The sequence below is a fragment of the Diaphorobacter sp. J5-51 genome (assembly GCF_001023515.1).
Lineage (GTDB): Bacteria > Pseudomonadota > Gammaproteobacteria > Burkholderiales > Burkholderiaceae_C > Diaphorobacter > Diaphorobacter nitroreducens.
On record NZ_JSYI01000003.1, the window covers coordinates 1 to 12,511 of the forward strand.

Annotated in this window: 11 protein-coding genes; 6 read left to right on the forward strand and 5 right to left on the reverse strand. The window is 66.4% G+C overall.

Translation table 11 applies throughout. The features are described 5' to 3' along the window. Positions 1-199: 199 nt before the first annotated feature. Positions 200-2,086 (forward strand): ribosomal protection-like ABC-F family protein, encoded by a 1,887-nt coding sequence (abc-f, locus tag OX89_RS00645; protein ID WP_047349180.1) that lies wholly within the window; start codon positions 200-202, stop codon positions 2,084-2,086. 9 nt (positions 2,087-2,095) lie between these two features. Here abc-f and OX89_RS00650 read toward each other — a convergent pair whose 3' ends face one another. The 5 genes from OX89_RS00650 to OX89_RS00670 are packed head-to-tail and all read right to left on the reverse strand — an operon-like array spanning position 2,096 to position 7,620. Continuing rightward, positions 2,096-3,208, reverse strand: coding sequence for a chemotaxis response regulator protein-glutamate methylesterase (locus tag OX89_RS00650; protein ID WP_047349181.1), 1,113 nt, complete (start codon positions 3,206-3,208; stop codon positions 2,096-2,098). Positions 3,209-3,245: 37 nt separating this feature from the next. Further along, positions 3,246-3,983: a chemoreceptor glutamine deamidase CheD gene (cheD, locus tag OX89_RS00655; protein WP_041838896.1), complete on the reverse strand. Its 738-nt coding sequence runs from the start codon at positions 3,981-3,983 to the stop codon at positions 3,246-3,248. A 40-nt stretch (positions 3,984-4,023) separates the two neighbouring features. After that, on the reverse strand, positions 4,024-4,917 hold the full coding sequence (locus tag OX89_RS00660; protein ID WP_047349182.1) for a CheR family methyltransferase: 894 nt from the start codon (positions 4,915-4,917) through the stop codon (positions 4,024-4,026). Positions 4,918-4,965: 48 nt separating this feature from the next. After that, a complete protein-coding gene (locus OX89_RS00665) occupies positions 4,966-5,454 on the reverse strand; it encodes a chemotaxis protein CheW (RefSeq protein WP_011806876.1) in 489 nt (162 codons plus the stop codon). Positions 5,455-5,487: 33 nt separating this feature from the next. Further along, positions 5,488-7,620 carry a chemotaxis protein CheA gene (locus OX89_RS00670; protein WP_047349183.1) on the reverse strand — a complete coding sequence of 711 codons (2,133 nt, stop codon included), beginning with the start codon at positions 7,618-7,620 and terminating at the stop codon, positions 5,488-5,490. 54 nt (positions 7,621-7,674) lie between these two features. Between OX89_RS00670 and flgG the strand changes: the two genes are divergently transcribed. The 5 genes from flgG (at position 7,675) to flgJ (ending at position 12,507) form a co-directional block, all read left to right on the forward strand. Then, a complete protein-coding gene (gene flgG, locus OX89_RS00675; protein WP_011806919.1) occupies positions 7,675-8,457 on the forward strand; it encodes a flagellar basal-body rod protein FlgG in 783 nt (260 codons plus the stop codon). 23 nt (positions 8,458-8,480) lie between these two features. Beyond that, positions 8,481-9,197, forward strand: coding sequence for a flagellar basal body L-ring protein FlgH (locus tag OX89_RS00680; RefSeq protein ID WP_047349184.1), 717 nt, complete (start codon positions 8,481-8,483; stop codon positions 9,195-9,197). Beyond that, positions 9,198-10,178, forward strand: coding sequence for a hypothetical protein (locus OX89_RS00685; RefSeq protein WP_047349185.1), 981 nt, complete (start codon positions 9,198-9,200; stop codon positions 10,176-10,178). A gap of 177 nt (positions 10,179-10,355) precedes the next feature. After that, positions 10,356-11,480 carry a flagellar basal body P-ring protein FlgI gene (locus OX89_RS00690; RefSeq protein ID WP_011806922.1) on the forward strand — a complete coding sequence of 375 codons (1,125 nt, stop codon included), beginning with the start codon at positions 10,356-10,358 and terminating at the stop codon, positions 11,478-11,480. An 82-nt stretch (positions 11,481-11,562) separates the two neighbouring features. Next, positions 11,563-12,507, forward strand: a complete 945-nt coding sequence (gene flgJ, locus OX89_RS00695; protein ID WP_047349197.1) for a flagellar assembly peptidoglycan hydrolase FlgJ — start codon at positions 11,563-11,565, stop codon at positions 12,505-12,507. Positions 12,508-12,511 lie beyond the last annotated feature (4 nt).

Sequence of the window (12,511 nt, forward strand, 5' to 3'; positions counted from 1 at the left end):
GTTTTTAACCCCAGATCAACTCAAAGCAGAGAATTTTTCAACTCCCTTTCGCTGCAAACGACATTTCACATTAGTGATGCTGTGCATTGCAACGTGGATGAAGTATACGTCGGGTTTTCCCTCAAAAAGCACTCCATGACACTTTTTTGTCGAGGTCGCTCTGACCAACCTTCGCTAGAGGGCGCTTCATAATTCTTCCATGGCATTGATTACTCTGATGAACGCCCAGCTGGCGTTCGGGCACGTGGCGCTGCTGGACCATGCCACGTTCGCGCTGGAATCCAATGAGCGCGTCGGACTGATTGGGCGCAATGGTGCAGGGAAGTCGTCACTTCTGAAAATTCTGGGCGGCTTGGCCCATGCAGATGACGGCACCCTGAGTGTCCAGCAGGGCCTGCGCATTACCTATGTGGCCCAAGAGCCTGATCTACAGCCTGAGGACACCGTCTTCCAATCCGCCGCCCGCGGGTTGGGCGAAGCGATCGCGCTGCGGGAACAATACCTGGGGGGCGCCACAGGCCTTGATTTGGATGCATTGCAGTCTCAGATCGAGGCTTATGACGCCTGGAACTGGGAGCAACGGGTAGAGGAAACTTTGCACCGCCTGCACCTTGCCCCGGAGGCCATCGTGGGCACCCTCTCGGGAGGGACACGCAAGCGAGTCGCGCTGGCGCAAGCGCTGGTGGCTCGCCCGGACGTGCTGCTGCTGGACGAGCCCACCAACCACCTAGACCTCGATTCCATAGAGTGGCTTGAAGAACTGCTACTCGACTTCAAGGGTAGCATCGTCACGATCACCCACGACCGTGCGTTCCTCGACCGGATCGCCACGCGCATCGTGGAGCTCGACCGAGGTCAGTTGCGCTCCTATCCCGGCAACTTTGCGCAGTACGTGGCGCAAAAGGAAGAGCAGTTGGCGCAAGAGGCCGTCATCAATGCACGGGCGGACAAGCTGCTGGCGCAGGAGGAAGTCTGGATCCGCAAGGGCGTGGAGGCGCGCCGCACGCGCAGCCAGAGCCGCATCAGTCGACTGGAGACCCTGCGCGCCAATCGCGCCGCGCGCCGCGACGCGGTTGGCAGCGTCAAGATGGACATCGCCTCGGGCAGCCAGAACAGCTACCAGGGGAAGATCATCGCCGAGCTGGCGCACGTAACAAAAACCTTCGGCGACAAAACCATCGTGCGGGACTTCAGCGCCACCATCCTGCGGGGCGACAAGGTGGGTTTGATCGGTCCCAACGGTGCGGGGAAAACCACCCTGCTCAAGCTCATCCTGGGTGAACTGGAGCCTGACAGCGGTACGGTACGCCGCGGTGCCAACCTGCAGGTCGCGTATTTTGACCAGATGCGCCACAGTATCGACATGGATGCCACGCTGGAGGACTTCATCAGTCCTGGCAGCGAGTGGATCGAGATCGGCACGCAGCGCAAGCATGTGAAGAGCTACCTCGGCGATTTCCTGTTCTCCCCCGCCCGGGCGCACTCCCCCGTGCGCTCGCTGTCCGGCGGCGAGCGCAACCGCCTGCTGCTGGCACGGCTGTTTGCGCGGCCCGCCAACGTGCTGGTGCTGGACGAGCCCACCAACGACCTGGACATTGACACCCTCGAGCTGCTGGAAGAGCTGCTACAGGATTACGACGGCACGGTGTTCGTGGTGAGCCACGACCGCACCTTCTTGGACAACGTGGTCACCAGCACCCTTGCGTTCGAGGGGAATGGCCTGTGGCGGGAGTATGAGGGCGGCGTGCAGGACTGGCTGGCCCAGTCGAACCGCAGCCGTTCACTCGCGGGCGGACCGGCGGTTCCAGAGAAAAATACGAGCAAAAACGAGCCAAAACGCCCGCCAGATAAGCGCGAACAGCTACAAAAAAAGAAGCTAAGCTACAAGGAGCAGCGTGAACTGGAGCAGCTACCTGCCCAGATCGACGCACTGGAGGCCGAGCAAAAGGCGATCCGCGAAGAATTGGCGGACGGCAGCCTGTACAGCCGAGACGGCGCGCGGGCGACGGCACTGCACACGCGCGACGGAGAGATCGAAGATCTGTTGATGCAGGCGCTGGAGCGCTGGTCCGCGCTCTCGTCCTGACGAGGCCGGTCAGATGCGGTGGTGCAACCGGTCGGTGGAACCGCGCAGGCGCGCAATCAGCGCCTGTGCAATCTGCGACAGCGGCAGCACCTCGTCGGCAGCGCCATGGGCGATGGCCTCGCGCGGCATGCCGAAGACGATGCAACTGGCTTCGTCCTGCACGTAGTTGTAGCTGCCTGCGTCGCGCATCTCACGCATGGCAGCAGCGCCATCCCCGCCCATGCCGGTGAGCATGATGCCGTAGGCATTGCGCCCTACCACGGAGGCTGCCGACTTGAACAGCACCTCCACCGAAGGCTTGTGCCGGTTGACCGGCGGGCTGTCATCCACCACCGCTACATAGTTGGCGCCGCTGCGTGCCAGGTAGAACTGCCGCCCCCCCGGCGCAATATAGGCATGGCCGGGCAGAATCCGCTCGCCGTTCACCGCCTCTTTGACCGTGATCTGGCACAGGCTGTTGAGCCGCGCGGCAAAACTGGTGGTGAACCCTGGCGGCATGTGCTGGGTGATCACGATGGCCGGAGAGTCCGCCGGCATATGGATCAGGACCTCGCGGATGGCCTCGGTGCCGCCGGTCGACGCGCCAATGCAGATCACCTTTTCGGTAGAGACGCGCCCCAGCAGCGCCGACGCCGCGGGAGCGGGGGCCGGCGCGGTAGCGGCACCTGCATCGGGGTGGACAATGGCGGCAGCGCTGCGCGCGGGGGCGCGCCGCACATGGGCCACGGCCGCAACGCGGATCTTGTCCACGATCTGAGCCGCCAATTCGTTCAGTCCGCTGGACAGCCCCACGCGTGGCTTGGCGACGAAATCCACGGCCCCCAGTTCGAGCGCCCGCATGGTCACTTCGGCGCCGCGCTCGGTCAGGGTCGAGATCATCACCACGGGCATCGGCCGCAGGCGCATCAAGCGCCCGAGGAAGTCGATGCCGTCCATGCGCGGCATCTCCACATCGAGCGTGATCACGTCGGGATTTTTCTCACGGATCATCTCGCGCGCGATCAGCGGGTCGTTGGCCGTGCCGATGCACTCCATGTCGCTCTGGCGGTTGATGATTTCCGACAGCAGGCTGCGCACCAATGCCGAATCGTCCACCACGATCACCCTGATCTTGCCGCTCATGCCTTTCAAATCCTTGCTGTATTGTTAGTGCCGCCGATCAGAACAGATCCACGGAGCCTCCGCTGGTGGCGCGCGCCACGGTAGCCGCGTTGCCCCGCACCACTTCCTGCTCCAGCGTTTCTGGATGGGCATGCGCCAGGCGCTTGACCATCACCTTGCCCGTCACCGGAAAGAACACCACTTTGCGCGGATAGATGTCGAGCACGTCCTCCGACACCACCGGAATGCGCTCCGTGGCCAGATAGTCTTGCACAAAGCGGGTGTTGCGCTCGCCCACGTTGAGCGTGGTGAAGTTGTGCATCACCTGGGCACCGCCGAAGATCTTGGCCTGCAGCGTCTCGCGGCGAGCGCCCAGCTTCATCATCTCATTGATGAGCAGTTCCATGGCGTAGGAACCATACCGGCCCGACGCATCGGCGCTGTCCCCCTCGGGCAGCATGAAGTGGTTCATGCCTCCCACGCGCATGCGGCTGTCCCACAGGCAGGCGGCAATGCACGATCCCAGCACCGTCATGATGGCCAGGCTGTCGTGCGAGACAAAAAACTCGCCTGGCAAGACCTTCACCGCGTTGTGCTGGAAATGGTGATCAAAAAAGAAGAACGATGCCTCACCCGGCCTGCGCGGACAGGCCTTGAGCTCCTGGAGCGACATGGCAGGCGCGGTGCCTGCGGAGGCATTCGCAGGCAAAGGCGTGATGCGGGGCGTGCGCCGGCGCTCCAGCCCCCCGCCCGGCAAGGCAGAGGGCCGTGGATCAGCTCCGGGTGTGATGCTCATGGATTCGCCAGCGCCTCGCGGTAGGTCAAACATGCCCGCATCAGATGCGTTCGTACACCGTCTTGCCTCGCAAGGCAAAAAGGTCGCGCGAATCGCTGAAGTTCTCGGCATGCCCCACGAACAGCATGCCGCCGGGCTTGAGCACACGGTGGATGCGCTCCAGCACCCGTCGCTGGGTGGGGCCGTCAAAATAAATCATCACGTTGCGGCAAAAGACCACGTCGAAGGGCTCGCGGAACGGCCAGTCGTCGCGGATCAGGTTCACGCTCAGGAACTCGATGGGTTTGCGCAACTCGGGGCGCACACGTGCCAGCCCGGCGTTGCTGCCCTTGCCGCGCAGAAAGAAGCGCTGCAGGCGCTCTTGGCTCAAGCCCTTCAGACCGTCGAGGCGATAGACCCCGCGGGCGGCCGTGGCCAGCACCCGCGAATCGATGTCGCTGGCCATCAGCTTGAAAGACGCGTTGGTGCCCAGGGTTTCCAGGACCGTCATCGCGATCGAGTAAGGTTCTTCGCCGGTCGATGCCGCATTGCACCAGATGTTCCATGGCCCGGCAGAGCGCATGCGCAGCAGCGACGCCAGGATCTCGAAATGGTGTTGCTCGCGAAAGAACGCCGTGAGGTTGGTGGTCAGGGCGTTCACAAACTCTTGCCACTCCGGCCCGTCGTGGCCTTCCAGCCAGCTCAGGTACTCATGAAAGCTGTCGTACCCGGTATCGCGCAGGCGGCGCGACAGGCGGCTGTACACCATGGCGTGCTTGCCATCATGCAGGCTGATGCCGGCGCGCTGGTAGATCAGGGACTGCACCCGCGCGAAGTCCTGATGGGTCCAGGCGAACTCGCGCCCTTCGCCACTCTCGGCCACGGGAGCAGCAGCCCCCGCAGCGGGGCGGGCCGGACGCCGCGGCGCGGGGGTGGGGCTGGCGGTCAGGCTCATGGCGCGCTCGTCAACGTGTGTATAGCGGGAAGGCTGCGGCTCGCCGCATCAGTCCCCGGCCATGGCAAGGCCCATGTCCATGCCGGCCATGAGTTTTTCGATGTCCAGCAGGATGAGCATGCGGTCGCCCACCGAGCCAAGCCCGCGGATGCACTGCGCGTCGATGGAGCTCTCGATGTCCGGGGCCGTGCGTACCTGCTCGGGCGTCAGCTCCATCACGTCGCTCACGGAATCCACCACGATGCCCACCACCCGCTCGCGCAGGTTCAGGATGATGACGACCGTGAAGCTGTTGTACTCGGCTTGCGCACAGTTGAAGCGCAGCCGCATGTCCACGATCGGCACGATGGTGCCTCGCAGGTTGGTCACCCCTTTGATGAAAGCCGGCGCATGGGCGATGCGCGTGGGGTTTTCATAGCCGCGGATTTCCTGCACCTTGAGGATGTCGATGCCGTATTCCTCCTGGCCCAGGCGGAACGTCAGGTATTCCCTCGCGCCCGCAGCCGTGGTCTCTGCACCCTTGTCCACCAGACTCATGCCCTCACTCCTCGTCGTTCAGCGTTTCGCAATTCAGTGGCGCGCACGGCGCACCAGGGCAGCCGTGTCCAGAATCAAGGCCACGGTGCCATCCCCCAGAATGGTGGCGCCCGACACGTTGGGCACCTTGCGGTAGTTGGTCTCCAGGTTCTTCACCACCACCTGGTGCTGCCCCAGCAGTTCGTCGACCAGCACGGCCACGCGGCTGCCATCGGCCTCCACCACCACCATGATGCTGCTGGTGGAATTCGCGTCGGGGCGCGGCACCTGGAAGATCTTCTCCAGCGCCACCACGGGCATGTATTCGTCGCGCACCTTCACCAGCTGGGAGCCCTGGGCCACGGTGTTCACTTCGCCACCGTTGACCTGGAACGACTCCACCACTGACGACAGCGGCAGGATGTACACCTCGTCGCTCACGCCTACCGACATGCCGTCCATGATGGCCAGCGTCAGCGGCAGGCGCACGGACACACGCATGCCGTAGCCTTCAGCGGAATCAATCTCCACCGAACCACCCAGCGCGGTGATGTTGCGCTTGACCACGTCCATGCCCACGCCGCGGCCCGAGACATCGGTCACCACATCCGCCGTGGAGAACCCGGGCGCGAAGATCAGGTTCCAGACCTCGCTGTCGGGCATGGCGTCGGAAACATCCAGCCCACGCTCGCGCGCCTTCTTAAGGATCTTCTCGCGCGACATGCCCTTGCCGTCGTCGCGCACCTCGATCACGATGGAGCCCCCCTGGTGCGATGCCGACAGCGTGATGGTGCCGTGTTCTGGCTTGCCCGCAGCCAGGCGGTCGGCGGGCATCTCGATGCCGTGGTCGCAGCTGTTGCGCACCAGGTGGGTCAGCGGGTCGGTGATCTTCTCGACCAGGCTCTTGTCCAGTTCGGTCGCCTCGCCGTGGGTGACGAAATCCACCTTCTTGCCCAGCTTGCCCGCCAAGTCACGCAGCATGCGCGGGAATCGGTTGAACACGATCGACATGGGAATCATGCGGATCGACATCACGGATTCCTGCAGGTCGCGCGTGTTGCGGTCCAGGTCGGCCAGGCCTGCCAGCAGTTGCTGGTAGACGCCCGCATCCAGGCCACGGCTGTTCTGCGCCAGCATGGCCTGGGTGATGACCAGTTCGCCCACCAGGTTGATGAGCTGATCCACCTTGCTCACCGCCACGCGGATGGTGGACGATTCCATGGAGGCCTGCGCGCCGCCCTTGGCCTCGGCGGAGGCGGCACGCGCGGCGGGCCGCTCAGCAGCACTGGCCGGTGCGGCGGCAGGAGCGGCCTCGACAGGCACGCCCGGCGCGCCGGCAAAGAAGCCGTACGGCTCGGCCAGGGCCGCAGCGGATGGCTCTAGCGGCTCATGGGCCTCTTGCGCGGCAGGTGCCGCGGAGGTCGCCGCGTCGTGGATGGCCACCTGCTCCTTCGCCACATGGAATGCGAACAGGTCCAGCAGATCCTCGTCCGTGGACGTGGTCTGCACTGCGAACCGGCGCATGCCGGGGCGGTCTTCCGGCAGATCGTTGATGCTGCCCAGGCCCGGGATGTCGCGGAACAGGTCCTTGATCGCATCGGCCAATGTCACCTGGGCCAGTGGACCGATGTGGATCTCCAGCGAGCGAGCGCCGCCGGGGACCGCCGCAGCGGGCACCACCGGCGCAACCGCGGGCGTGGGCGCAGGTGCCGCAGCAACCACAGGCGCTGGAGCGGGCACCGCTGCGGCGGGCGCTGCCGCTGGCACGGCGCCGGCTGCCAGTTCGCTGATGCGGCGCACGAGGTCATGCGTGGAAACCGCCTCACCCTGCCCGCCCGCCTGATGGCGTGCCAGCAGGCTGCGCGAGGCGTCCGCCGACTCCAGCAGCACGTCCACCATCTGCGGGATCAGCTGCAGTTCGTGGCGACGCAGCCGGTCCAGCAGCGATTCCATTTGGTGCGTGAGTTCCGCCACATCCGAAAAACCGAAGGTGGCCGAGCCGCCCTTGATGGAATGCGCGCAGCGGAAGATGCCGTTCAGCTCTTCGTCGTTGGCGGCATCCACGTCCAGGTCCAGCAGCATCTGCTCCATCTGGTCCAGGTTCTCGCCGGCCTCTTCGAAGAAGATCTGATAGAACTGGCTGAGGTCAAAGTCCGCGCCTGCGCCCTCTTGGTAGGTATCCGCCATGGTCCCGAGTTCCTGNTGCTGAGCCTCAACGGCTAACCCTGAAGGACTACCGCCATGATGAATTCGCTGTGGATCGCCAAGACCGGCATGACCGCCCAGCAGACCCAGCTGGACGTGATCTCGCACAACCTCGCCAACGTGTCCACCACGGGCTTCAAGCGCAACAACGCGGTGTTCGAGGATCTGATCTACCAAAACCTGCGCCAGGTCGGCAGCCAGACCACCGAGGAGAACCAGTTGCCCACGGGCCTGCACCTGGGCCTGGGCGTGAACGTGGTCGCCACCAGCCGCAACTTCACGCAGGGCAGCCTGCAGCAGTCGGGCAACAGCCTGGACGTGGCCATCGACGGCAACGGCTTCTTCGAGGTCCAGCTGCCCGACGGCACCACCGGCTACACGCGCGACGGCGCGTTCAAGCTCGATTCGCAGGGCCGCGTGGTCACCTCCAGCGGTCTGCCCGTGGCGCCCGGCATCACCGTGCCGGCGGACGCCAAGAGCATCAGCATCAGCGAGCGCGGCATGGTAAGCGTGACCGTGGCGGGCAACCCCAACCCCCAGCAGATCGGCCAGCTGGGCATGTCCAGCTTCATCAACTCCGCAGGCCTGGAGCCCGTGGGACAGAACCTGTACCGCGAGTCCGCCGCCTCCGGCGCGCCGCAGCAGGCCGAGCCGGGCACCAACGGCCTGGGCATCATCAAGCAGGGCTTCCTGGAGAACTCCAACGTCAACGTGGTGGAGGAACTGGTCACCATGATCCAGACCCAGCGCGCCTACGAGATGAATTCCAAGGCTATCCAGACGTCCGACCAGATGCTGGCCAAGCTGTCGCAGCTGTGAGCCGCATGACAAGGAACCCTGCCATGACCACCTCCCTCCTGCGCCTTCTGGCAGCGGCCACCGCTGCCGCGCTGGCCGCCGGCTGCGCCAGCATCAACCCGCCCCCGCCGGTGGACGTGCTGCCCACCACACCGCCCCCGATCGCCGCCCTGCCGCGCCCCGCCGGCCCGGCCTCGGGAAGCCTGTTCCATGCCGCCAGCTACCGGCCTGCTTTCGAGGATCAACGCGCGCGCCTGGTGGGCGACATGGTCACCATCGAGATCCTGGAGAGCATCGACGCCAAGCAGGACACCAAGTCCAACGTCAACCGCAACGGCGACACCAAGGGCAGCATCACGGCGCTGCCGCTGCTGGCCCCTTCCACGGTGGGCAAGCTGGCCGCGCGATCGGGCCTGGGCGCGGGCTACGAGAACACCTTCAACGGCAGCGGCAACACCGCCAGCAAGAACGAGTTCAAGAGCAACATCACCACCCTCGTCACCGAAGTGCTGCCCAACGGGCACCTGGTCATCACCGGCGAGAAGCAGGTGGGCGTGAACCGCAGCGTGGATGTGCTGCGCTTCTCGGGCATCGTCGATCCCCGCCACCTGCGCCGCGGCCAGCCCGGCCATCCGGGCAGCGTGATCGACTCGCGCTACGTGGCCAACGTGCGCGTGATCTCGCGCGGTCTGGGCGAGCAGGCCGAGGCCCAGGCCATGGGCTGGCTGGCGCGTGCGTTCAACACCATCACGCCGTTTTAAATGCCGCTGCAACGCTTGTGGGCAGGCGCCGTACGCGCGGCGGCGCTGGGGGCGGCGCTGGTGTGCGCGCCCGCCTGGTCACAAGACTTTCGCGACCCGGCGGATCAGCCCTTCACCGTGTGGCCCAACATCCCGGTGATCCGCGCGTCCGACCTGGGCGAGTACGGGCAGGACAGGCAGCTCATTGCCGACCTGCACGCCGAAAAGGCCGACCCCGCCAAGGTGGCCGCCGCGCTGCAAGCGGTGGACGGCCTGCAGGCCCACCACGAGCGCGCGGCCCTGGCCGAGCTGGGGCGCAGCCTCAACGTACAGCTGATCGCCGAGCTGGACCGGCAAGCACGGCGCATCAACACGCGCAACCCCAAACTGCGCTTCGACTTCGCCGACATCACCCCCGAGCAGCTGCAGCGCCCCTCCGCACGGGACGACCTTACCAGCCGCGTGGGCCGCATCACGCTGGCCGCCTACATCACCTACACGCGGCTGGACGGCGCGCTGGTGCAGGCCACGGCCACGCTGGTCAAGCTGCGCAGCGGTGCGTCGCAGAGCTTCACCGCCACGGCGCCCGCGCCGCTATTGGCCGAGGCGCTGGCGCGCGACCTGTTCGACTACTTCCAGGGCACGCGCTTCACGGCCCACCAGAACCCGCTGGGCAGCGCGCAGTGGCTCACGGCCGCGCCGGGCCATGCCGACCGGCTGGTGTCGCGCGACGCGGCCTTGCGCTACTGCCAGTCGCAGAACGCCGCCCTGCCCACGGCGGCAGAACTGGAAACCGCCGAGGCCGCAGGCTTCTACGGCGGCGGCGTGGCCCTGCAGCCGGCCGGCGTGTACCACGTGCAATCGGGCCTGTACGACACGGCCCTTGCGCACGACGGCGCGGGCCGCGCGCGGCCCAACCACCTGGCCAGCGTGCCCAACGGCTACTACTACTGCATCCGCCATGCCGCAGCGCCCGCCAGAGCCGCGCGCACGCGCAAGTAAGCTACTATTTTTATAGCTTTTAGCGCTTTCTAGTAAAGCGCCAGAGGCCTATTTGGCACTCAACACCGCGCAACCGGCAAGCCACGCCGCACCAGCCGCGCCAGCGCCGATAAACGCCCCAAAAGCCCCCGCTTTTCCGCGCATTGCCCAAAGGCCCGGCTGCCCACAATCGGGGGCATGAAAGCCTTGCCCTACTCCCGCATCGTCCATTGCCTGGTGGCCCTGGCCACCGCCCTGGGCCTGGCCGCGCCCGCGCAGGCCGTGCGCCTGAAGGAAATCGCGGCCGTGCAGGGCGTGCGCAGCAATCAGTTGTCCGGCTACGGCCTGGTGGTGGGCCTGGACGGCACGGGCGACCAGTCCACGCAGATGCCGTTCACCGCGCAGGCCATGTCCAACTACCTGCAGCAGGCGGGCATCAGCCTGCCGCCGGGCACCACGGCGCCGCAGCTCAAGAACGTGGCCACGGTGGTGATCACGGCGCAACTGCCCGCCTTCGCCCAGCCGGGGCAGATGATCGACGTGGCGGTGTCCTCCATCGGCAACGCCAAGTCGCTCAAGGGCGGCACGCTGATCGCCACGCCGCTGCGCGGCGCGGACGGCGAGATCTACGCCCTGGCGCAGGGCAACGTGGTGGTGGGCGGGGCAGGCGCATCGGCCGGCGGCAGCAAGGTGCAGATCAACCACCTGAGCGCCGGACGCATCCCCGACGGTGCCCAGGTCGAGCGCGCCGTGCCCACGCCGCTGCACGACAGCGACACCATCACCCTGGGCCTGAATGCCTCGGACTTCCAGGCCGCGCGCAAGGTGGCGCTGGCCATCAACGCACGCTCGGGCCCGGACACCGCCGTGGCGCTGGACGGGCGCACCGTGCAGGTGCGCGCGCCGCAGGACCCCGGCGCGCGGGTGAATTTCATCGCCGAGCTGGAGGAGCTGCAACTGCCCGACTCCACGCCCGCGGCCAAGGTGGTCATCAATGCGCGCACCGGCTCCATCGTGCTCAACCAGGCGGTGACGCTGGGCCCCTGCGCCATCGCGCACGGCAACCTGTCCATCACCATCAGCACCACGCCAGTCATCAGCCAGCCCAGCCCGCTGTCGCGCGGCGTGACCGTGGTGGCGCAAAAGAGCGACATCGCCATCCAGCAGGACGGCGGCAAGGTGATGCAGGTGCCCGCCTCGCCGCAGCTGGCCGACGTGGTGCGCGCGCTCAACACCCTGGGCGCCACACCGCAGGACCTGCTGGCCATCCTGCAGGCCATCAAGGCCGCAGGCGCTCTCAACGCCGAGCTGGAGGTGATCTGATGCCGCTCCTGCGTACCCTTCCCCGCGGCGGCGCCGCTTCCATCCAAGGCCCATGCCGCGTGCGGCGCGGCGGGAGGTGGACATGAGCCTTTCGCTCCCCAATGCAGGCGCAACGTCCGCACGCCAGGCGCTGGCCGTGGACGGCCGCGCACTCAACAGCCTCAAGGCGCAAGCCAGCCAGGGCGACGCACAGGCCACCAAGGACGCCACGCTGGAGGCGGCCAAGCAGCTCGAATCCCTGTTCATGCGCGAGCTCATCAAGAGCATGCGCGAGGCCACGATGAAGTCCGGCCTGCTGGAGGGCGCCGAGGGCAACCTGGCCAGCGACCTGTTCGACCAGCAGCTGTCGGTGCAGATGGCAGGCCAGCCCGGTGGGCTGGCCGAGGCCATCCAGCGCCAGCTCTCGCGCCAGTTGGGCGGCGACGGCCAGACCGCGCTGGTGCCGGGCTCCACGCTGAGCATGGACGTCGCGCTGCGCAAGGCCGCGCCTGCCGACAATCCGCGTGCCGCGTCGCCCAAGGGGCGTGACGACTTCGTGCAGCACCACCGCGCCGCGGCCGAGCGCGTGGCACGCAGCAGCGGCATCCCCGCCAGCTTCATGCTGGGCCAGGCCGGGCACGAGACGGGCTGGGGCAAGGGCGAGATCCGCCACAAGGACGGCAGCAACTCCTTCAACCTGTTCGGTATCAAGGCCGGCAAGGGCTGGACCGGCAAGGTGGCCGAGGTGACCACCACCGAATACATCAACGGCGCGCCGCGCAAGGTGGTCGCCAAGTTCCGCGCCTACGATTCGTTCGAGGAATCGTTCCGCGACTACGCACGCCTGATCAACGACAACCCGCGCTACGAGAAGGCGCGCGAGAAGACCCATTCCGCCGTCGCCTACGCCACGGAGCTGCAGAAGGCCGGCTACGCCACCGATCCGCAATACGCCGCCAAGCTCAGCCGCGCCATCCAGAGCACGCTGGGCGTGGCGCGCACCCCCAGCGCGCCCGTGCTGGCCCAGGCATCCGGCACGCAGGCCTGAACCC